The organism is Polymorphobacter fuscus (assembly GCF_011927825.1).
Taxonomy (GTDB): Bacteria; Pseudomonadota; Alphaproteobacteria; order Sphingomonadales; family Sphingomonadaceae; genus Sandarakinorhabdus; species Sandarakinorhabdus fusca.
Map to the genome: position 1 here is coordinate 37518 of NZ_JAATJI010000002.1, position 19936 is coordinate 57453.

The following is a 19936-nucleotide window of genomic DNA, read 5'->3' on the forward strand; positions in this document are numbered from 1 at the left end:
GATCTTATGGCGACAGCCACCCCCGAAACCGCCCCCGGTGGCGGCGTGACCAAGTGGCTTGTCGCCGCCGTCGTGCTCCTGGCAATCGTCGTCGGCCTCGTCTGGGCCGGAACGCAAAGCCAGGTTGCCGCCGTGCGCACCGAGGACATGAAATATCTGGCCGACAACGGCAAGAAGCCCGGCGTGATGACAACGCCGAGCGGCCTGCAATATCAGGTCATCCGCCAGGGCACCGGCCCCAAGCCGGCGGCGACCGACACCGTCCTCGTCCATTACGAAGGCCGCCTGGTCGACGCCGCCCATACGGTGTTCGATTCGAGCTATCAGCGCGGCCAGCCCGCGGCCTTCCCGCTCGACAAGGTCATCCCCGGCTGGACCGAAGGCGTCCAGCTGATGCCCGCCGGGTCGAAATTCCGCTTCGTCGTCCCGCCCGCGCTTGGCTATGGCGCGGCCGGCGCCGGCGGCGTCATCCCGCCCGGCGCGGTCCTCGAATTCGACGTGGAACTGCTCGCCGTCAAGCCGAGCTGATCGAGCATGTTGATCACAGCCTGTTGGAAACACCCCGATTCGGTGTGACTTTCGCGACTTTCGGGGCTGTTTTGATCGACGGAAGCGATTAATCACTTATCGTCACCCCCGCGAAGGCGGGGGTCTCATCTCCCAATTCTCGGAAGATGGATCCCCGCCTGCACGGGGCTCTTCAACTCCCCCGCGACCGCCGCTCGCCGCGCCGGTTGCCGCTCGTCGCCGACGACAGTCGCCGCGACTTGGGCTTGGGCGTCGCCGACAGCGCTGTGATGACCAAAGGCGCCCCCAGCGCCATGTCGAACCCCAGCATTGCGAAGCTTTCGGCGATATGCCCCGGCAGGTCGGCGCTGATGTCGATATGGCCGCCGTCGGGCGCATCGATGACCAGCCGCCGCGCGTGCAAATGCAGCTTGCGGCTGATCCCGCCGGTCAGAAAGGCTTCCTTGCCGCCATATTTGGCATCGCCGACAATGGCATGGCCGATTGCGGCGGCATGGACGCGGATCTGGTGGGTGCGCCCCGTCAGCGGCGAAAACTCGACCCAGGCGGCACGGCCCGCGGCGCGCTCGATGACGCGATAGCGCGTCTTGGATTTCAGCCCGGTCTCGGTATCGACATGCATCTTCTCGCCGCCGCTGCCCGGCTGCTTCGACAGCGGCGCGTCGATCTCGCCGGCCTCGACCTTGGGCACGCCGATGGTCAGCGCCCAATAGGTCTTGCGCGCTTCGCGCCCGGCAAAGGCCTTGGCGAAGAAGGCGGCGGCGCGCGCGGTCCGCGCCAGCAGCAGCACGCCCGATGTGTCCTTGTCGAGCCGGTGCACCAGCTTGGGCCGCGTCGTCATCTCACCGGTCAGGGCGTCGAGCAGGCCGTCGACATGGGTGGTGATGCCGATGCCACCCTGCGTCGCCAGCCCGGGCGGCTTGTTGATGACGATGGCATGGCGGTCCTCATAGATGACCAGCCCGCGAATATAGTCGATCTGCGCCTGGCTCAGCGGGTCGCGCACCTCGATCGTCCGGCGTTCGCGCGTCGTCGGCGACGGCTCGGGCAGGCTGTCGGGGTAAAGCAATGTCTGGCCGGCGGCGATACGGTCGCCGGGCGACGCCTTGGCGCCATCGAGGCGGATCGCCCCGGTGCGGGCCCAGCGCGACACGATGTTGAAGCTGGTGCCCGTCGCATGCCGCTGGAACCAGCGGTCGAGCCGGATGCCGTCGTCGTCCTCGGCGATGATCGTGGTCGGCATCAGGCGCGCGCCAGCCACACGCCGGCCATCAGCGCCAGCACGCTGCCGGCGACGGACGACACCGCATAGGCCGCCGCCAGGCCGATTTCATTGCGGTTGATCATGGTGACGATATCCAGGGAAAAGGCCGAAAAGGTGGTGAAGCCGCCAAGCACGCCGACACCGAGAAGCAGCCGAAGCGTCTCGCTGCCGCTGTCGATCCGGGTCAGCCAACCCGCCAGCAGGCCCATCGCCAGGCCGCCGACGATGTTGACGGTCCAGGTGCCATAGGGCAACCCGATGCCCAGCGTCATCATCGTCCAGCGCCCGACCAGATAGCGCATGCACGCGCCAAAGGCACCACCAAAGGCAACAAGGGCAAGCGGCGGGATGGACGACAGCGCGGGCATTGCCGAACCTTTAGCGCGTTGCGCGTCGTTCCGCCACTTATGCGACGCCGAAGGTCCAGCCCTCGGTCGCGGCGATCGCCGGTGTCATCGCCGGCGGGGCCCACCAGTGCGGCGCCCCGGCGATGGCACGCAGCCCGGCAGCGGTGATCATCGCATCGCCGACATGGTCGGGGAAGGTGGCGGGGAAGGCGACCGGCGTCGGCAACGATCCCAGTCGGACCAGCACCGCATCGAGCGCGCTCCGGTCGCGCAGCTTGCCACGCGCGCCGCCCATCCGGGCAAAGGCCTGGGCATAGATTTCGAGGATCAGCGGACCGGTCGCCGGCACCGGGTCGAACGGCCACACCGGCCAGTCGAGGCGGTTGAGCAGGCGCATCGCCGACAGGGTCGCCTTGCCGACCTGCGAGGCACCGAGCAGCACAAAGTTCGATGTCGGCGTGCCGAGCCGCGAGGCGGCATAGACCTGCTCGGTCACGCGCAGATGCGCCCGCAAATGCCGCGGCCCGTCGGCAGCGCCCAGCCAGAAGGCCTCGCGGCGCTGCGCGATGAAGCTGTGGCCGCCAAGATCGATATCGGCGGCGCAGGCGGCGTCGATCTCCGCCCATAGCGTCCGCGCCGGCGCGAGGAACGGCGGCACCGCGGCAAAGCCGAAACCCGCGTCCATGCCGACCAGCACATCGCCCGACAGTTCGGTAAGCCAGCCGAGGACGCCGGTGCGCGACCAGATCCCGCCGGGCGGCAGCACCAGCTGCGGGGCGGCGTCGCCGGCCGCGCACATCGCCACCTGGACCGAAGGGTGCCGGCTGCCGACGGCGCCGGACCAGTCGATGCCGACGAAGCGGTCGAACCTCAAGGCCGGGCGGCCAGCTGCGCTTTCGACGCCCGCCGCGACCAGGCGCGCTCGACCAGCGCCGCGACCCGTTCCGGATCGGCGGTCGCCAGCCGCACCAGCACGCCCGGCCAACCGGCATAATGCGGCGTCTGGTAAAAGCAGTCGGGATCGGTCGCCATCAGCATCTCGGCCTCGTCGCGCGTCGTCGTCAGCACGAAATGGTCGTCGGTCCGGCCGATGACGATGATCATCTTACCGCGGACCGCGATCGCGTCGCGGCCATAGCTTGTCGACCGCTCGGCACCGGGCAGGGCCAGCGCGCTGGCGATGACCTCGCCCCAGGTCACTGTTTTCCCGGCCCCCGCAGCTGTTCGCGCCGCCGTGCCCATTCCGCCAGTCGCTCGCCGATCCGGGCCTCGTGGCCGCGCGGGCTCGGCTGGTAGAAGTGCTCGCGCGTCATTTCCTCCGGCCAGTAATCGGCACCCGAAAACCCGTCCTCCGCGTCATGGTCGTAGGCATAGCCCTTGCCATAGCCGAGGTCCTTCATCAGCCGGGTCGGGGCGTTGAGGATATGCGCCGGCGGATTGAGCGAACCGGTGGCGATGGCCGAGCGCTTGGCGGCCTTTTCGGCCTTGTAGGCAGCATTGGATTTGGGCGCCGTCGCCAGATACAGGCAGGCGTGGACGATCGCCAGTTCGCCCTCGGGGCTGCCGAGGAAGTCATAGGCGTCCTTGGCCGCCAGCGTCACCGCCAGCGCGTTCGAATCGGCCAGCCCAATGTCCTCGCTGGCAAAGCGCACCAGCCGGCGCAGCAGGTACAGCGGCTCTTCCCCGGCGGTCAGCATCCGTTCGAGATAGTAAAGCGCCGCATCGGGGTCCGATCCGCGCAGCGATTTGTGAAGCGCCGAAATGAGGCCGTAATGGCCTTCGCGGTCCTTGTCATAGACCGGCATCCGGCGATGCAGCAGCGCCGCCAGGCCGGCCGGATCGAGCGGATCGGCGATCCTGACGGCATAGAGCGATTCGACTTGGTTGAGCAGGAAGCGGCCATCGCCATCGGCGGAGGCGATCAGCGCGGCGCGGGCCTCGGCGGTGACGGGCAGGGGCTGTCCCTCGCTCGCTTCGGCGCGGTCCATCAGTTCGCCCAGTGCCGGTTCATCGAGCCGCCGCACGATCAGCACCTGGGCGCGGCTGAGGATGGCGGCGTTGAGCTCGAAACTCGGGTTCTCGGTCGTCGCCCCGACCAGCGTGACGGTGCCGTCCTCGACGACGCCCAGAAAACCGTCCTGCTGGGCGCGATTGAAGCGGTGGATCTCGTCGACGAACAACAGCGTCTTCTGGCCGGCCCGCGCCGCGTCGCGCGCTTCGGCAAACAGCTTCTTCAATTCGGCGACGCCCGAAAAGACGGCCGAGATGCCGACAAAGCGCAGGCCAACGGCTTCGGCGAGCAGGCGGGCAATGCTCGTCTTGCCGGTGCCGGGCGGCCCCCAGAGGATGAGGCTGGACAAGGTGCCGGCGGCCACCATCCGACCGATCGCGCCGTCGGGGCCGGTCAGATGCGCCTGGCCGACGACGTCGTCGAGCACTCGCGGCCGCAGCCGCTCGGCAAGCGGCGGATTGGCCGGCGGGGCAGCGGCAGGGGCGGCGGCGGGAGAACCGAACAGGTCAGCCACCGGGCACGCTCCTAACTGCGGAAATAGGGCTCGACCTTGCCCTTGAGCTTGATGGTCAGCGGCATGCCGAACCGGTCCTTCGACTTGCCGGCGGCGACTTTCACCCAGCCTTCGGACACGCAATATTCGTCGACATTGGTCCGCTCGACGCCATCGAAGACGATGCCGACGCCGCGTTCCAGCAGGTCGCCGTCATAAAAGGGGCTGCGCGGGTTGGCTGCCAGCCGATCGGGCGGCGTATCGGTCACCGCAGGGGCGGTTTCGGGAGCCTCGGGGGCGATTTCGGGTTCGTCGGTCATGGCGGGGGAGTGGCCTCTGGGATGACGGGGGTCAAGACCCCGACGCAAAAAGGCCGTGCCGCCCGATCGGGAAGCACGGCCCTTTGTCCGGTCGAAGCCCGAAGGTCAGGCTTCGGGTTCGGCCTCGGCGACCGGTGCCGGCGCTTCGTCCGTCGGGATGCCAGGTTCGGCATTCGGGTCGAAGGCTTCGACAAAGCCCGATTCTTCGCGGTCGAACATGTCGGCGTTGACGTCGACACCCTTGGCCTGAAGCTCGGCTTCTTCCGGCGAGCGCGCGATGTTGACCTTGACCATCACGACGACTTCGGGGTGCAGCGCAACCTTCACGTCGTGGATACCCAGCGTCTTGATCGGCTTGTCGAGGACGATCTGGTTCTTGTTGACCTTGTGGCCACCGGCGGTGAGCACTTCGGCGAGGTCGCGCGCGGCGACCGAACCGAACAGCTGGCCCGTCTGCGAGGCCTGGCGGATCATCGTCACCGATGCGCCATCGACGTCCTTGGCTTCGCTGCGGGCGATGTCACGGCGCTTGGCGTTATCGGCCTCGATGCGGGCGCGATCGGCTTCGAACTTCTTCTTGTTGGCTTCCGACGCGCGCAGCGCCTTGCCGCGCGGCAGCAGGAAGTTGCGGGCAAAGCCCGGCTTCACATTGACGATGTCGCCGATGGCGCCGAGCTTTTCGACGCGTTCAAGCAGGATGATTTCCATGGCTCCAGCTCCTACTTAACGAGGTAGGGCAGCAAGCCCAGATGGCGTGCACGCTTGATGGCCTGCGCCAGCTCGCGCTGCTTCTTGCCCGACACTGCGGTGATGCGCGACGGCACGATCTTGCCGCGTTCCGACACGAAACCCTGCAGCAGGCGCACGTCCTTGTAGTCGATGACGGGGGCATTGGCGCCCGAGAAGGGGCAGCTCTTGCGGCGGCGGAAAAAGGGACGTCCCATGATCTATCCTTTCGATCAGAACGCGCGCGGGGCGCGGTCGCCGCGGTCACCACCGCGGGGGCGATCGCCACGGTCACCGCGATCGGGGCGGTCACCGCGCGGCGCGCCGTCACGGTCGCCGCGTTCACGCTCGCGCTCGCCGCGCTTGGTCATCGCCGACGGTTCGGTCGGCAAGGCTTCGATGCGGACGGTCATGTAGCGGATGATGTCTTCGTTCAGCGCGACCTGACGCTCCATCTCGGCGATCGCCGGGGCGGGCGCGTCGATGTTGAGCATGACGTAATGCGCCTTGCGGTTCTTGGCGATGCGATAGGCAAGGCTGCGCAGGCCCCAATATTCATGGGTCGCGACCTGGCCGTTGCCATCGGCGATGATCTTGGAAAATGTCTCCGTCAGCGCTTCGACCTGGGCCGTGGCCAGGTCCTGCCGCGCGAGAAAGACATGCTCATAAAATGGCATGTGTGTTCTACTCCATTACCGATCGCTGATGCCGCACCCTTTGCGACACCCCTCCGGCTTGCGTCAAAACAACAGCGCCGGGGACGCAGGATGTCCTGCCCCGGCCGCTATCGAGCGCGGCCTATGGCGCAAGGCCGGGCAAAAGGCAAGCGCGCCGGGTCATCGCAACCCCAATGCCGCCTTGACCTTGCGCCAGTCGACCAGCTTGAAATTCTGCGCCGCCGGCGCGTTGTCACCGTCCTGGGCGATCATCAGCCCGCCGGGAAACTGCGGCCCGAAATTGCCGGTGGCAATCTCGATGCCGTCGGTCTCCGATGTCGCGCCGAACGCTCCGGCGCCGATGCGGAAGCGGCCGACATAGCGGTCGTCGGACAATCGATAGACGGCATAGGCATTGTCGCCCTGGCTCGACACGACGAGATAGCCGCCGTTCCCCCGCCCTTCGGCCGCGATCGCCACCCCTTCGGCGTCGGCGACGATCTCGCGGCCGTCGGCAGCGGCGATCTTCACCGGGGTCGTCGCACCGCCGGCGCGCGCATCGAAGCGCCACAGGCCGACATCTTCCTCGGCGACATAGAGCCGGCGGGTGCGCGGATCGACGACACAGCCTTCGGATTGTGTGCCCAGCTTCATGGTGCGGACGATCCGGGCGGACGGCGCCGGGCCGGACAGGTCGAGCGCCAGCTGGTTGATCGTCCCGTCCTTCAACACGACAAAGGCGTACAGCGCGTCGGGGGCCGCATAGAGGCACAGCCCATAGGCTTCGCCGGCGCCGGCGGGAACGCGTCCCAGCACCGTCAGCTTCGCTGTCGCCGGATCGAGGCCGAACAGCGCGACATGGGCGCTGGCATTGTCGTTGCGGTCGCTGGCCGCGACAATGGCCCGGCCCTTGTGGTTGGCGACATCGACATTGTTGACCCGGCCGGCGTCGCTGAAATCCCGCACCTTGCCGTCGAGGCCATAGACATACAGCCCGGCCTTCTTGTCGGTGCCGATGATCAGGCTGGCGGCCGGATCGGCGGCGTTGCGCCAGACGGCAGGGTCATCGGCGGCATCGGCATTGGCGGTGGCAACCGCTGCGGTTTCGCCCGACGCCGTCACCACCGCGGTCGGCAGCGTTGCCGAAGGCGTCGGAGCCGGAGTCGGGGCCGGAACTGTGGCGCACCCGGCAAGCAGGGCCAGCGGGAGGAGCAGACTGCGCATCGGGTCAGTAGGTCACGCGGATGCCGGCTGTGTAGCGCCGCCCGAAGGTTTCCCGCTCGATCGTGCGCTGGCTGATCCCGGCATAGCGACGGCCGGGGCCGTTGAGCAGGTTCGACGCATCGGCATAGACTTCGAAGTTGGGCGTGACGGCATAGCGTGCCGAAACGTCGAGTTCGTCATCGGCCGCCCAATAGATGTCGCCGCCGGTATCGGCCGGCGTGCCGATTTCCGAAAGCCAGCTTGTCCGCTTCTGGTAGCTGGCGCGGATCGAAACACCATATTTCTCGTAATAGGGCCCGATATTATAGGTCCATTGCGAGGTGCCCGGGAAGCGGATTTTGCGGCCGTCGGGAGTGGTCGCCTCGCTGTCGGTGTAGGTGACATTCGCCTGGATGCCGAAACCGCCGAACCAGCTGCTGTCCTTCAGGAACGGATCGAGCTGGAGCTGCAGCGCCGCCTCGACGCCGGCGATGTGGCCGTCGCCGCCGTTGACGGTGGTGGTGTAGTCATATTGCGAGCGGTTCGGGAACGTCGGGGTGTTGAGCGTGTCGAGGCCGAAGAGCCGGGTGTCCTGGAACAGCACGTCGGTGACGTCCTTGTAGAAGGCACCGAGCGACACGAAGCCGGCCGGCGCGACATACCATTCCCAGTAAAGGTCGACGCCCTTGGCACGTTCGGGCTGCGCCAGCGGGTTGCCGCCGGAGATCGCTTCATCGGCATCGTTGACGGTCAGGTTGGGACGGCTGACGGTATAATCGGGACGCGCGGCGCCGGTGTTGAACGACAGCCGGACCTTCATGTCGCGGTTGATGTTCCAGTTGATATGGGCGCTGGGGAACACCAGCGTCTTGCTGGTTTCGACGCTGATCAGTTCGTTGGTGCCGGTGTCCTCGATGATGGCGAAGGCGGTGCCGCGGTTCTTGATATGCTCGACGCGGGCGCCATAGACGATGTTGCCCCAGTCGAAACGGGTCGTGCCCATCGCAAAGCCCGACCAGACCTGTTCGCGGACATTGTAGAAATTGGCGTCCTGCGGCTCGAAGTCGGCAAGCCCGTCGGCAACGGCGAGAATGGCGCGCGCCTTGGCGTCGGAGAAATAGGTGATCTTGTAACCGGGCTCGATGCGGCCGCGGAAGGATTCGGTGCCGATGATGCCGTTGAGGCTGCTCGGAATGCCCGCGGCGGTCAGCGCGGTGTTGAGGCCGGCGCCCGATGCTTCGAGCAGGTTTTCATTGGCTTCCTTGGTGCGCTGGTCGAACTGGCCGCCGAAACGGAAGGTCGTGTCGCCGAACAGCTCGGTTTTCCAGGCGGCCTCGACCTTGCCGGTATAGGCGTCGGTGATGTCGACCGCGTCGAGCGCCGTCGCCGAGCTGATGCCGTTGGGGAAATCCTGATAGGCTTGGACCTGGTTGCCGGCCGAAAACACCCCGGTCGAACTGCGCAGCGTTCGGAACAGGCGGACCTGGGAATTGTTCTTGTCGCGGAAATCATAATCGGCGGTGATGCGGTCGACGCCGCCGACGCCGTTGGTGCCGAAACCCGGGCTTTGATAGGTGTGGAGATAGGGCAGGCTGCGATCGTCCTTCGACCGCGTGTAGTTGCCGCGCCATTTGACGGTCAGGTCGCCGTTGGTGTGATCGCCGCCGATGGTGTTGGTGAACACCGACTGGCGATAGGCGGTCGCGCGGAAGCGGGCATCGAAATCGACGCCGAACAGGCGCCCTGCCAGCGGGGTGTTGCCGGTGCAGACATCGGCATAGCCGGTGGTGAACGGCGCCGGCGGGTTGATGCCGGCGCCGGGGCAGGGGGCAGTGGCGTTGGGAACGCGGCCCTGCTGGTCGTCGGCGTCGATGCGATAATTGTCGCGCTGCTCGTCGTCGGCGAAGGCGGTGTAGATCGAGCTGACGAACAGGATGTTGTCGCTGTCGGGGCGCCATTCGAGGCGGCCGGTGGCCGAGTAGTTCTTGCGGGTGAGCCGGTAGAATTTGTTCTCGATCTCGCGGCCCCAGACCCGCGGGCTTTCCTCGCCCGGAACAGCGGGGCGCTGATCGCGGCTGACGGTTTCCCAGTCGATCTCGAAATTGTCGGTGACCATGTCGCGCTTGTAATAGCTGCCGGTGACCAGGATGCCGATCTCGCCGGCGCCGGTTTCGAAGCGGTTCGACGCGACCACCGAGCCTTCGATTTCGCCGCCCTGGCCAAGCTCGACATAGCCGCCGCCCAGCTTGCCCTGCAGATGCAGGCCCTTGTAGTCGAAGGGCGAGCGCGTGACGATGTTGACATTGCCGGCGATGGTTTCGCCGTTAAGGTCGGGGGTAACCGCCTTTTGCACGACGACCTGCGACGCGAGCGCCGACGGGATCGAATCGAAGCGGGCATCGCGGCCTTCGGGGGACACGATGAAGATGCCGTCGAACGACAGGGTCGTCCAGTTCAGCGGTGCGCCGCGCAGGTTGACGTAACGCGCCTGGCCCTGGTCGCGCTGGACGCTGATGCCGGGCAGGCGGCTGATCGCCTGGGCGATGTTCTGGTCGGGCAGGCGACCGATCGAATCGGCGGCAAGCACGCTGACGAGCGAATCGGAATTGCGCTGGATCTGCAGCGCTGCCGCCTGGGACTCGGCGATCGGACGCGATCCGGACACGATGATCTCGGCGTCCTCATCGGCCGCAGCCGCGGCCGCGGCGGTGATGACCTGTGCCCGGCCCGTCCCGGTCAAGGTGGTGGCCGCGATCCCGGCGAGCAGAATGGCGCGGGCCGAAAGGCCGGATTTTGTCGTCATGGAAAGGAGCCCCTGCAGAAACGATGCGTTTGTTACGACGCGTTCACGAATTGCGCGGCAGCTAGGCCGCCATCATGACGTGTCGGTTGCAGTCCGCTGACGGAATTGTGACGCGGCGCGGTTCGCCGGCGGCTGTGGTCGGCAGGCCACACGGCGCCGCAAGCAGCGCTTGCAGAGTGTCGGTGCCACCGGTATAGGCCGCAGCCCGACCCTAGGAGTGTAGCTCAGTTGGTAGAGCATCGGTCTCCAAAACCGAGGGCCGGGGGTTCGAGCCCCTCCACTCCTGCCAGTCGCGGTTGAAAAGCCGGGTCTGGCGACAGACTTAGGGTTCGGCGTGCTTGAAGGCCCGGTTGTCCGCCCCGGTAAAATGGGGCAACAGCCGGATTTTGGTGTTTCCAATGGTTCGGTTCGAAAAGAGTAACTGATTCGATGGCGATCGACGTGAAGGCGAAGGCGGTGGCACCCGCCCCCAAGCCCCGGGTTTCCCCCGGCGAGTTCGTGCGCCAGGTGCGCGCCGAAATCGCCAAGGTGGTGTGGCCGTCGCGCGCCGAAACCATCCGCATGACGATCATGGTGCTGATCATGACGACCCTGCTGGCGCTGTTCTTCGTCGGGATCGACCAGGTCCTGGGCCGTTTCGTCAAATTCCTCCTCAGCCTCGCCGCCTAAGGTTCAGAAACGATCATGTCGCGCTGGTATATCATTCACGCCTATTCCGGTTTCGAGAACAAGGTTCGCGAAGCGATCCTGACCGAGGCGACTCGCAAGGGCCTCGACGTGTTCATCGACGAAGTGTCGGTGCCGACCGAAACGGTCAACGAGGTGTTCAAGGGCAAGAAGCGCGCCGTCGAGAAGAAGGTCTTCCCGGGCTATGTGCTCGCCAAGCTCGACATGACCGACGACGTCTATCACCTCGTCAAGAACACGCCGAAGGTGACGGGCTTCCTCGGGCAGCAGAACAAGCCGCAGCCGATCAGCGAATCGGAAGCCGCGCGCATCCTCAACACCAAGGCCGAGGAAATCCCGGCGGCCAAGATGAAGCGCAAGGCGAATTTCGAGATCGGCGACCAGGTCCGCGTGCTGGATGGCCCGTTCGCTTCGTTCAACGGCCTCGTCGAGGAAATCGACTTCGACCATGGCCGCGTCAAGGTTTCGGTGTCGATCTTCGGCAGGGCAACGCCCGTCGAACTCGGCTTCGAACAGGTCGAAAAGCAGAAGTAGGCCCTCGGGCCCTTTCGATTTTCGACTTTCACCGTGGGAGGCCGGTTCGCTGGCCGCTTGCACCACTAGAGGAGAGCCTAAATGGCAAAAAAGATCACAGGTTACATCAAGCTGCAGGTGAAAGCCGGCAGTGCCAACCCGTCGCCGCCGATCGGGCCGGCGCTCGGTCAGCGCGGCGTCAACATCATGGAATTCTGCAAGGCGTTCAACGCCAAGACGGAATCGCTTGAAAAGGGCACGCCGATCCCGACGGTCATCACCGTCTATGCCGATCGCTCGTTCAGCTTCGTCACCAAGACGCCGCCGGCATCGTTCCTGATCAAGCAGGCCGCCGGGCTCAAGTCGGGCGGCACGACGCCGGGCAAGGGTGCACCCGCCGGCAAGATCACCAGCGCGCAGGTCAAGGCCATCGCCGAACAGAAGATGCCCGATCTCAATGCCAACTCGATCGAGATGGCAATGAAGACGATCGAAGGCAGCGCCCGCGCAATGGGCCTCGAAGTGGTGGAGGGCTAAGGTCATGGCACAGTCGAAGAAGGCCAAGGCACTCGCCGCCGCCGTCAATCCCGAGCATCTCTATGCGCTCGACGAAGCGCTGAAGATGGTCAAGGCCAACGCCACCGCCAAGTTCGATGAAACCATCGAAGTGGCGATCAACCTCAATGTCGATCCGCGCCACGCCGACCAGATGGTCCGCGGCGTCGTCACCCTGCCCAAGGGCACCGGCAAGACCGTCCGCGTCGGCGTTTTCGCCCGCGGCGCCAAGGCCGAGGAAGCCCTGGCAGCCGGTGCCGATGTCGTCGGCGCCGAAGACCTGCTCGAAATCGTCCAGGGCGGCACCATCGACTTCGATCGCTGCATCGCGACGCCCGACCTGATGGGTCTGGTCGGTCGCCTCGGCAAGATCCTGGGTCCCAAGGGCATGATGCCCAACCCCAAGCTCGGCACCGTGACGATGAACGTCGGTGAGGCCGTGAAGGCTGCCAAGGGCGGCCAGGTCGAATATCGCGTCGAAAAGGCCGGGATCATCCATGGCATGCTCGGCAAGGCGAGCTTCCCCGAGGCCGATCTGCGCGCCAATTTCGACGCGCTGCTCGATGCCGTGGTGCGCGCCAAGCCGTCGGGTGCCAAGGGCAAGTATCTGCAGAAGGTCGCGCTCAGCTCGACGATGGGCGCCGGCGTTCGCGTCGACACCACGACGGTCGGTCACGCCATCTGAGGCCGCCTGCGGCGACGGGATTGCATTTTTGCACTCGTTGCTGTAGCTGCCACGAACTTCCTGCCCCGGCGTGCGAGCGCCGGGGCGGAAACCGTCCGAGACTGCAGGTGCTCGTCTTCGAGCCTAAGCCACTGGCCTGCATGAGACGGGGAGCGTTTTTTGCCGGCTGCCAGCAATGGCCGCCGGGCTTGCGAACATGGTTTGCCATGGGCGTTTGCGACGATCCCTCGGACGGGCCACCGGCCCGGACCTCCCGTTCGGGCCTTGGCTCAACTGGTGTGACGAACGTCACGCCACAACCCAAGGAGAGAGCATGGATCGCGCTCAAAAATCCGAGCAGATCTCTGGTCTTGCCAAAACGTTGTCGGAAACCTCCGTCGTTGTGGTCACCCGCAACCACGGCCTGACGGTGGCCCAGGTCACCGATCTCCGCAACCGGATGCGCAATGCCGGAGCCAGCTTCAAGGTGACGAAAAATCGCCTTGCGCGCATCGCGCTCGAAGGAACCCCGTACCAGCCGATCGGCGACCTGCTGACCGGCCCGACTGCCTTTGCCACCTCGACCGATCCGGTCGCGGCTGCCAAGGTCGCGGTCGAATTCGCCAAGACGACCGACAAGTTCGAAATCGTCGGTGGCGCAATGGGTACGACGGTCCTCGACGTGAATGGCGTAAAGGCGCTCGCCGAACTGCCGTCGCTCGATGCGCTGCGTTCGACTCTCATCGGTCTCATCAACTCGCCGGCGACCAAGCTTGCACAGCTGGCCAATGCGCCCGCTGCCAAGCTCGCCCGCGTGTTCGGGGCCTATGCCACCAAGGACGCTGCCTGAACCAATCGCTGCACGGGGGAACCCCCGCGCGGCTTCGCAAGACACGAAACACTGGAGACTTTAAATGGCTGACCTTAACTCGATCGTCGAACAGCTTTCGGCACTGACCGTTCTCGAAGCGGCCGACCTTGCCAAGATGCTGGAAGAAAAGTGGGGCGTTTCCGCCGCTGCTGCCGTGGCTGTTGCCGCCGGCCCGGCTGCTGCCGCTGCCCCGGCTGCTGAAGAAAAGACCGAATTCGACGTCGTCCTCACCGGCGACGGCGGCAAGAAGATCAACGTCATCAAGGAAGTCCGCGCCATCACCGGCCTCGGTCTGACCGAAGCCAAGACGCTCGTTGAATCGGCTCCCAAGGCCATCAAGGAAGGCGTTTCCAAGGCTGACGCAGAAAAGTTCAAGAAGCAGCTGGAAGAAGCCGGCGCGACTGTCGAACTCAAGTAAGCTGCGGCGCTGCGGCCAGGCAGGGCAACCTGCACGCCCAGGCGCAAAGCCCTTGCTTCTGAGGAAAGGGGCGGTCCTGCAAAGGGCTGCCCCTTTTCCTTGCCCGCCTCCCGGGTTATCCTCTGGGCATCAGCCCGGAGCCAGCCATGCCCGCTCTCGACACGCAGTTCATCCACCTTGGCCCCGACGCGACGGCCATTGCGCAGCCGCCGTTCACCGACGGCAGCTGGTACGAAGGCTATGGCGACCGCCATGATGGCGATGGCGTCGATTGCCGCCTCGTCAGCATGTACAGCTTCACCGCGGACTGGGAGTCATGGGAAATGCACCCGGCGGGCGAGGAGGTGGTGCTGTGCACCGCCGGGGCGATGACGCTGCACCAGCAGTTCAGCGACGGCACGACGGCGACGGTGACGCTGCATCCGGGCGATTATGCGATCAATCCACGCGGTTGCTGGCACACCGCCGATATCGCCGGGACAGCCACGGCCGTGTTCATCACGGCGGGGCTGGGCACGGAGGGACGCCCGCGCTGAGCCCAAAAAAAGGGCGCCTCCGGTCAGGAAGGCGCCCTTTGTCGTCGCCCGAAGGCAGTCCGACTAGAAGTGGAAGATCACGCCGGCCATCGGGCGGATGCTCTTCAAATCATAGGTTTCGGCCGAGACGCGCAGGCGCAGGCCCGAACGACCGGTGACGCCGCCGAGACCGATGTCGCGCGGGCCGACTTCGACGCCCAGGCCATAGACCCAGTCCTTGCGGCGGCCGTTCTCGGTGACGCCGTCGTTGGGGCCCGTGTTGACGAAATCGAAGCCGCGGTTGCTCTTGGGGTCGACCCAGGTGTAGCCGACGCTGCCGTAAATCAGGCCGCTTTCACCGATACGGCCACCGGCGCGACCGCGAACGCCATATTCCCAGTTGATGTCGCTGAAGCCCTTGGCGGCAAAGCCTTCGACACCGACGAACACCGGGCCGAGCGGCAGATTGGCGCCGACCAGGCCTTCGATCAGGGCGCCGTCGAAGCGCTCGCCATTCGGGCCGACGAAACGCTCGCGGCGGTCGAAGCTGTGGTAGCCGCCGAGGACGCCGAAATAGGGCTCGAAGCCGAACAGCTTGGAACCATCGGGGGTCGTTGCGGTGGTGGTGCTCGCCGGAGCGGACGTCGACATGTCCTGGGCCAGGGCGGGGGACGCAAGGCCGAGCGCGATCACACCGGCAGCGATAAGGTTACGCATGACTAATCCTCAAGCAATTGATACGAATAACAGACCGCAACAATCTCGCGGCTGACCCTCCAATCGCTCGCGGCGACGCGGGTTCCACATTTCGGCGCCTTTGCTATGATTGTTGCGCGGCGGCAACACTTTGTGGCCCAGCCGTCCGGCGCGGGCGACATGCCGGTTGACGATTGCCCCTTCCCCAATGCGCGCGCAGCCCCTATATGGCTGTCACACGACATTCTGGCGGCCACGCGTTTTCAGCCGTGTTCGCCATCCTTCCCGCCCCCGGGACACGGTTCAGATCTGGTGCGACCGGACCGCGACGAATAGGGGGCAGGCAGGTTCCAACGCCCAAGGCCCGTGCGGTATTCGGCCGATTCCCTGGTGGATAGGCCCGAAAGCCGTGCGGTTTTTGTTGTAATCGGCGACATGCCGTCGACGCGACGCGATTTTGAGAGGCGACACGATCCCATGGCCACCCAGATGAAGCAGCCCGGTATTTTCAACGCGCGCCGCCGCATCCGCAAGGATTTCGGCAAGATCGGCGAGGTGGTGCAGATGCCCAACCTCATCGAAGTGCAGCGCGAATCCTACGAACATTTCCTGCGCTCGCGCCCGGCCGACGGCTATGTCTCGGGTCTTGAAAAGACGCTGCGCTCGGTGTTCCCGATCCGCGATTTCGCCGGCACCGCCGAACTCGACTTCGTCCATTACGAGCTCGAAGAGCCCAAATACGACACCGACGAATGCCGCCAGCGCGGCATGACCTATGCAGCGCCGATGCGCGTGACGCTGCGCCTGATCGTCTTTGAAGTCGATGCCGATACCGAAACCCGGTCGGTGCTCGATATCAAGGAGCAGGACGTCTATATGGGCGACATGCCGCTGATGACGCACAACGGCACCTTCATCATCAACGGCACCGAGCGCGTCATCGTCTCGCAGATGCACCGGTCGCCGGGCGTGTTCTTCGATCATGATCGCGGCAAGACCCATGCATCGGGCAAATATCTGTTCGCCGCCCGCGTCATTCCGTATCGCGGCTCGTGGCTCGATTTCGAATTCGACGCCAAGGACATCGTCAACGTCCGTATCGATCGCAAGCGCAAGCTGCCGGTCACGACACTGCTTTATGCGCTCAACTGGAATTCGGAAGAGATCCTCAACCTGTTCTACAACCGCGTCACTTGGGTGCGCGGCCATGGTTCGCAGGGTGAAGCCGGCTGGGTCGTGCCGTTCGTGGAGGCAAACTGGCGCGGCCAGAAGCCGACGTTCGACATTGTCAATGGCGAAACCGGCGAAGTCGTCTTCCCGCTCGGCACCAAGATCACGCCGCGCATCGCCCGCAAGGCGGTGACCGACGGCCTGACCACGCTGCTGATCCCGACCGAGGAGATCTTCGGCCGCTACAGCGCCTATGACCTGATCAACGAGGCGACCGGCGAAATCTACATCGAAGCCGGCGACGAGCTGACGGCCGAAAACCTCGACAAGATCGACAAGTCGGGCCAGTCGTCGATCGAACTGCTCGACATCGACCATGTCTCGGTGGGGCCGTGGATCCGCAACACGCTGATGGCCGACAAGGTCGAAGAGCGTGACCATGCGCTGAGCGAAATCTATCGCGTCATGCGCCCTGGCGAACCGCCGACGCGTGAAACCGCCGAAGCCATGTTCTATGGCCTGTTCTTCGACGCCGACCGTTATGACCTGTCGGCTGTCGGCCGCGTCAAGATGAACATGCGTCTCGACCTCGATGTCGCCGACGACATGACGGTGTTGCGCCGCGAGGACATTCTCGAAGTCATCAAGACTTTGGTGAACCTCAAGGACGGCAAGGGCGAGATCGACGACATCGACAACCTCGGCAACCGCCGCGTGCGTTCGGTCGGCGAGCTGCTGGAAAACCAGTATCGCGTCGGGCTGCTGCGCATGGAGCGTGCGGTCAAGGAGCGCATGTCGAGCGTCGATATCGACACCGTCATGCCGAACGACCTGATCAACGCCAAGCCGGCGGTCGCCGCGGTGCGCGAATTCTTCGGCAGCTCGCAGCTGTCGCAGTTCATGGACCAGACCAACCCGCTCAGCGAAGTCACCCACAAGCGCCGCGTGTCGGCCTTGGGGCCGGGCGGTCTGACGCGCGAACGGGCAGGTTTCGAAGTCCGCGACGTTCACCCGACGCACTATGGCCGTATCTGCCCCATTGAAACGCCGGAAGGCCCGAATATCGGCCTAATCAACAGCCTGGCGACGTTCAGCCGGGTGAACAAATATGGCTTTATCGAGACGCCGTATCGCAAGGTCGTCGATAACAAGCTGACCGACGATGTCGTCTATCTGTCGGCAATGGAAGAGGCCAAGCACACGATTGCCCAGGCCAATGCCGACACCAACACGGATCGCAGCTTCACCGAAGACCTGATCTCGGCGCGCGAAGCCGGCGAATTCCTGATGGCGCCGAAGAACCAGATCACCCTGATGGACGTCAGCCCCAAGCAGCTGGTGTCGGTCGCGGCATCGCTGATCCCGTTCCTGGAAAATGATGACGCCAACCGCGCGCTGATGGGTTCGAACATGCAGCGCCAGGCGGTGCCGCTGGTCAAGGCCGAGGCACCGTTCGTCGGCACCGGCATGGAAGGCACCGTGGCGCGCGATTCGGGCGCTGCGATCGCTGCCCGCCGTGGCGGCATCATCGACCAGGTCGATGCGACGCGTATCGTCATCCGTGCGACGACCGAAGTCGAAGCCGGCAAGTCGGGCGTCGACATCTACACGCTGATGAAGTTCCAGCGGTCGAACCAGAACACCTGCATCAACCAGCGCCCGCTGGTGAAGGTCGGCGAACTGGTGTCGAAGGGCGACATCATCGCCGACGGTCCGTCGACCGAGGATGGCGAACTGGCGCTGGGCCGCAACGCGCTCGTCGCGTTCATGCCGTGGAACGGCTACAACTATGAAGATTCGATCCTGATCAACGAGAAGATCGTCAAGGAAGACGTCTTCACCTCGATCCACATCGAAGAATTCGAAGTGATGGCGCGCGACACCAAGCTCGGGCCGGAAGACATCACCCGCGACATTCCGAACGTCGGCGAGGAAGCGCTGCGCAACCTCGACGAAGCCGGCATTGTCTATATCGGCGCCGAAGTCGAACCGGGCGATATCCTGTGCGGCAAGATCACGCCCAAGGGCGAAAGCCCGATGACGCCGGAAGAAAAGCTGCTGCGCGCCATCTTCGGGGAAAAGGCATCGGACGTCCGCGACACCTCGCTCAAGCTGCCGCCGGGCGTTGCCGGGACGGTGGTGGAAGTGCGCGTGTTCAACCGCCACGGCATCGACAAGGACGAACGCGCCCTGCAGATCGAGCGCGAGGAAATCGAACGGCTCGAAAAGGATGCCGCCGATGAACGCGCCATTCTCGATCGCGCCACCTACAACCGCGTCCGCGACCGTCTGCTCGGCCAGGTAGCCGTCGCAGCGCCCAAGGGCGTCAAGAAGGGCGCCGAGATCGACGACGCCCTGCTCGAGGAGCATCCGCGCCGCGAATGGTGGAAGTTCGGCGTCGCCGAGGATTCGGTGCAGGCCGAACTCGAAGCCATCAAGGCGCAGTGGGACGATGCGCAGGCGCTGATCACCGCGCGGCTCGACGACAAGAAGGGCAAGCTCCAGTCCGGCGACGAACTGCCGCCGGGCGTGCTCAAGATGGTCAAGGTGTTCGTCGCGGTGAAGCGCAAGTTGCAGCCCGGGGACAAGATGGCCGGCCGCCACGGCAACAAGGGTGTCATCAGCCGCATCCTGCCGCAGGAAGACATGCCCTTCCTCGCCGACGGGACCCCGGTCGATATCGTGCTCAATCCGCTCGGCGTGCCGTCCCGCATGAATGTCGGTCAGATCTTCGAAACCCATCTCGGCTGGGCCGCCCGCGGCCTCGGCAAGCAGATCGGTGCGATGCTGGAAGACATCCATGCCAAGGGCAAGGACCTGGCGTCGGGTGACACCGATGCGATGCGCGACAAGCTGAAGGCAATCTATGCCGGCCAGTATGACAGCGACATCGCCGGGATGACCGACGAGAAGGTCCATGAGCTGGCGTTCAACCTCGCCGGCGGCGTGCCGATGGCGACACCGGTGTTCGATGGCGCGCGCGAAGCCGATGTCAGCCACATGCTGGAACTGGCCGGGCTCGACACGTCGGGTCAGGTCGAGCTGTTCGACGGCCGCACCGGCGACCAGTTCGATCGCAAGGTGACGGTGGGCTATATCTACATGCTCAAGCTGCACCATCTCGTCGACGACAAGATCCACGCACGTTCGATCGGGCCGTACTCGCTCGTTACCCAGCAGCCGCTGGGCGGCAAGGCGCAGTTCGGTGGCCAGCGCTTCGGGGAAATGGAAGTCTGGGCCTTGCAGGCTTATGGCGCCGCCTACACCTTGCAGGAAATGCTGACGGTGAAGTCGGATGACGTCATCGGCCGAACCAAGGTCTATGAAGCGATCGTCAAGGGTGACGACACCTTCGAGGCCGGCATTCCGGAGAGCTTCAACGTGCTGGTCAAGGAAATGCGGTCCTTGGGCCTCAACGTCGAACTGCAGAGCCACGAGAAGGTCGACTAGCCTCTCGTCGCCGACGTCATTCCCACCCCCGACCCCTCCCGTGAAC

21 protein-coding genes and 1 tRNA gene are annotated in these 19936 nt (G+C 65.1%); 10 read left to right on the plus strand and 12 right to left on the minus strand.

Features of this window, described 5'->3' with window-relative positions; translation table 11 throughout:
* The first annotated feature begins 6 nt into the window (after positions 1 to 6).
* Positions 7 to 528, plus strand: coding sequence for an FKBP-type peptidyl-prolyl cis-trans isomerase (locus tag GGQ62_RS13440; protein ID WP_152578208.1), 522 nt, complete (start codon positions 7 to 9; stop codon positions 526 to 528).
* 172 nt (positions 529 to 700) lie between these two features.
* Here the strand turns inward: GGQ62_RS13440 and GGQ62_RS13445 are convergent, their stop codons facing one another.
* The 11 genes from GGQ62_RS13445 to GGQ62_RS13495 form a co-directional block, all read right to left on the minus strand.
* Complete coding sequence (locus tag GGQ62_RS13445; protein ID WP_152578207.1) at positions 701 to 1771, minus strand: RluA family pseudouridine synthase; 1071 nt, start codon at positions 1769 to 1771, stop codon at positions 701 to 703.
* Positions 1771 to 2160 (minus strand): fluoride efflux transporter CrcB, encoded by a 390-nt coding sequence (crcB, locus tag GGQ62_RS13450; RefSeq protein WP_152578206.1) that lies wholly within the window; start codon positions 2158 to 2160, stop codon positions 1771 to 1773. The genes GGQ62_RS13445 and crcB overlap by 1 nt, the downstream gene beginning before the upstream one ends.
* 37 nt (positions 2161 to 2197) lie before the next feature.
* The gene (locus tag GGQ62_RS13455; RefSeq protein ID WP_152578205.1) at positions 2198 to 3013 is read right to left on the minus strand and encodes a hypothetical protein; all 816 of its coding nucleotides are present in this window, start codon (positions 3011 to 3013) and stop codon (positions 2198 to 2200) included.
* On the minus strand, positions 3010 to 3339 hold the full coding sequence (locus GGQ62_RS13460) for an MmcQ/YjbR family DNA-binding protein (protein WP_243446668.1): 330 nt from the start codon (positions 3337 to 3339) through the stop codon (positions 3010 to 3012). Before GGQ62_RS13460 ends, GGQ62_RS13455 begins: the two co-directional genes overlap by 4 nt.
* Entirely contained in the window at positions 3336 to 4664 is a 1329-nt protein-coding gene (locus GGQ62_RS13465; protein WP_152578203.1) for a replication-associated recombination protein A, read from the minus strand. The genes GGQ62_RS13460 and GGQ62_RS13465 overlap by 4 nt, the downstream gene beginning before the upstream one ends.
* A gap of 11 nt (positions 4665 to 4675) precedes the next feature.
* Positions 4676 to 4963, minus strand: a complete 288-nt coding sequence (locus tag GGQ62_RS13470; protein ID WP_153401346.1) for a DUF3297 family protein — start codon at positions 4961 to 4963, stop codon at positions 4676 to 4678.
* A 105-nt stretch (positions 4964 to 5068) separates the two neighbouring features.
* Positions 5069 to 5671, minus strand: coding sequence for a 50S ribosomal protein L9 (gene rplI / locus GGQ62_RS13475; protein WP_152578202.1), 603 nt, complete (start codon positions 5669 to 5671; stop codon positions 5069 to 5071).
* Between the two features lie 11 nt (positions 5672 to 5682).
* Positions 5683 to 5907, minus strand: a complete 225-nt coding sequence (rpsR, locus tag GGQ62_RS13480) for a 30S ribosomal protein S18 (RefSeq protein ID WP_152578201.1) — start codon at positions 5905 to 5907, stop codon at positions 5683 to 5685.
* 15 nt (positions 5908 to 5922) lie between these two features.
* Positions 5923 to 6366: a 30S ribosomal protein S6 gene (rpsF, locus tag GGQ62_RS13485; protein ID WP_152578200.1), complete on the minus strand. Its 444-nt coding sequence runs from the start codon at positions 6364 to 6366 to the stop codon at positions 5923 to 5925.
* Positions 6367 to 6525: 159 nt separating this feature from the next.
* The gene (locus GGQ62_RS13490) at positions 6526 to 7569 is read right to left on the minus strand and encodes a phytase (RefSeq protein ID WP_152578199.1); all 1044 of its coding nucleotides are present in this window, start codon (positions 7567 to 7569) and stop codon (positions 6526 to 6528) included.
* Positions 7570 to 7573: 4 nt separating this feature from the next.
* Positions 7574 to 10351, minus strand: coding sequence for a TonB-dependent receptor (locus GGQ62_RS13495; protein WP_152578198.1), 2778 nt, complete (start codon positions 10349 to 10351; stop codon positions 7574 to 7576).
* Positions 10352 to 10564: 213 nt separating this feature from the next.
* Here GGQ62_RS13495 and GGQ62_RS13500 point away from each other — a divergent pair.
* From GGQ62_RS13500 to GGQ62_RS13535, 8 genes are all read left to right on the plus strand, one after another.
* Positions 10565 to 10640 (plus strand) — tRNA-Trp (locus tag GGQ62_RS13500).
* Between the two features lie 140 nt (positions 10641 to 10780).
* Positions 10781 to 11020 (plus strand): preprotein translocase subunit SecE, encoded by a 240-nt coding sequence (gene secE / locus GGQ62_RS13505; protein ID WP_152578197.1) that lies wholly within the window; start codon positions 10781 to 10783, stop codon positions 11018 to 11020.
* A 15-nt stretch (positions 11021 to 11035) separates the two neighbouring features.
* Positions 11036 to 11572 carry a transcription termination/antitermination protein NusG gene (gene nusG / locus GGQ62_RS13510; protein ID WP_152578196.1) on the plus strand — a complete coding sequence of 179 codons (537 nt, stop codon included), beginning with the start codon at positions 11036 to 11038 and terminating at the stop codon, positions 11570 to 11572.
* A gap of 81 nt (positions 11573 to 11653) precedes the next feature.
* Positions 11654 to 12088, plus strand: a complete 435-nt coding sequence (gene rplK, locus GGQ62_RS13515) for a 50S ribosomal protein L11 (protein ID WP_152578195.1) — start codon at positions 11654 to 11656, stop codon at positions 12086 to 12088.
* 4 nt (positions 12089 to 12092) lie between these two features.
* A complete protein-coding gene (gene rplA / locus GGQ62_RS13520; protein ID WP_152578194.1) occupies positions 12093 to 12791 on the plus strand; it encodes a 50S ribosomal protein L1 in 699 nt (232 codons plus the stop codon).
* Positions 12792 to 13104: 313 nt separating this feature from the next.
* Positions 13105 to 13620, plus strand: coding sequence for a 50S ribosomal protein L10 (gene rplJ / locus GGQ62_RS13525; RefSeq protein ID WP_152578296.1), 516 nt, complete (start codon positions 13105 to 13107; stop codon positions 13618 to 13620).
* 64 nt (positions 13621 to 13684) lie between these two features.
* Positions 13685 to 14059, plus strand: a complete 375-nt coding sequence (rplL, locus tag GGQ62_RS13530) for a 50S ribosomal protein L7/L12 (protein WP_152578193.1) — start codon at positions 13685 to 13687, stop codon at positions 14057 to 14059.
* Between the two features lie 146 nt (positions 14060 to 14205).
* Positions 14206 to 14595: a cupin domain-containing protein gene (locus tag GGQ62_RS13535; RefSeq protein ID WP_152578192.1), complete on the plus strand. Its 390-nt coding sequence runs from the start codon at positions 14206 to 14208 to the stop codon at positions 14593 to 14595.
* A gap of 63 nt (positions 14596 to 14658) precedes the next feature.
* Here GGQ62_RS13535 and GGQ62_RS13540 read toward each other — a convergent pair whose 3' ends face one another.
* Positions 14659 to 15291, minus strand: coding sequence for an outer membrane protein (locus GGQ62_RS13540; RefSeq protein ID WP_152578191.1), 633 nt, complete (start codon positions 15289 to 15291; stop codon positions 14659 to 14661).
* Positions 15292 to 15747: 456 nt separating this feature from the next.
* On the opposite strand from GGQ62_RS13540, the gene rpoB reads away from it, so the two are divergent.
* A complete protein-coding gene (gene rpoB, locus GGQ62_RS13545) occupies positions 15748 to 19890 on the plus strand; it encodes a DNA-directed RNA polymerase subunit beta (protein ID WP_152578190.1) in 4143 nt (1380 codons plus the stop codon).
* Positions 19891 to 19936: the final 46 nt, after the last annotated feature.

Bases quoted from the DNA above. Each gene is read 5' to 3' on its own strand.
- rplJ (WP_152578296.1), top strand. From the start codon at position 13,105: ATGGATCGCGCTCAAAAATCCGAGCAGATCTCTGGTCTTGCCAAAACG.
- secE (WP_152578197.1), top strand. From the start codon at position 10,781: ATGGCGATCGACGTGAAGGCGAAGGCGGTGGCACCCGCCCCCAAGCCC.
- GGQ62_RS13440 (WP_152578208.1), top strand. From the start codon at position 7: ATGGCGACAGCCACCCCCGAAACCGCCCCCGGTGGCGGCGTGACCAAG.
- nusG (WP_152578196.1), top strand. From the start codon at position 11,036: ATGTCGCGCTGGTATATCATTCACGCCTATTCCGGTTTCGAGAACAAG.
- rplA (WP_152578194.1), top strand. From the start codon at position 12,093: ATGGCACAGTCGAAGAAGGCCAAGGCACTCGCCGCCGCCGTCAATCCC.
- GGQ62_RS13540 (WP_152578191.1), bottom strand. From the start codon at position 15,291: ATGCGTAACCTTATCGCTGCCGGTGTGATCGCGCTCGGCCTTGCGTCC.
- rpsR (WP_152578201.1), bottom strand. From the start codon at position 5,907: ATGGGACGTCCCTTTTTCCGCCGCCGCAAGAGCTGCCCCTTCTCGGGC.
- GGQ62_RS13495 (WP_152578198.1), bottom strand. From the start codon at position 10,351: ATGACGACAAAATCCGGCCTTTCGGCCCGCGCCATTCTGCTCGCCGGG.
- crcB (WP_152578206.1), bottom strand. From the start codon at position 2,160: ATGCCCGCGCTGTCGTCCATCCCGCCGCTTGCCCTTGTTGCCTTTGGT.
- rpsF (WP_152578200.1), bottom strand. From the start codon at position 6,366: ATGCCATTTTATGAGCATGTCTTTCTCGCGCGGCAGGACCTGGCCACG.
- rpoB (WP_152578190.1), top strand. From the start codon at position 15,748: ATGGCCACCCAGATGAAGCAGCCCGGTATTTTCAACGCGCGCCGCCGC.
- GGQ62_RS13470 (WP_153401346.1), bottom strand. From the start codon at position 4,963: ATGACCGACGAACCCGAAATCGCCCCCGAGGCTCCCGAAACCGCCCCT.
- rplI (WP_152578202.1), bottom strand. From the start codon at position 5,671: ATGGAAATCATCCTGCTTGAACGCGTCGAAAAGCTCGGCGCCATCGGC.
- GGQ62_RS13535 (WP_152578192.1), top strand. From the start codon at position 14,206: ATGCCCGCTCTCGACACGCAGTTCATCCACCTTGGCCCCGACGCGACG.
- rplK (WP_152578195.1), top strand. From the start codon at position 11,654: ATGGCAAAAAAGATCACAGGTTACATCAAGCTGCAGGTGAAAGCCGGC.
- GGQ62_RS13490 (WP_152578199.1), bottom strand. From the start codon at position 7,569: ATGCGCAGTCTGCTCCTCCCGCTGGCCCTGCTTGCCGGGTGCGCCACA.
- rplL (WP_152578193.1), top strand. From the start codon at position 13,685: ATGGCTGACCTTAACTCGATCGTCGAACAGCTTTCGGCACTGACCGTT.
- GGQ62_RS13445 (WP_152578207.1), bottom strand. From the start codon at position 1,771: ATGCCGACCACGATCATCGCCGAGGACGACGACGGCATCCGGCTCGAC.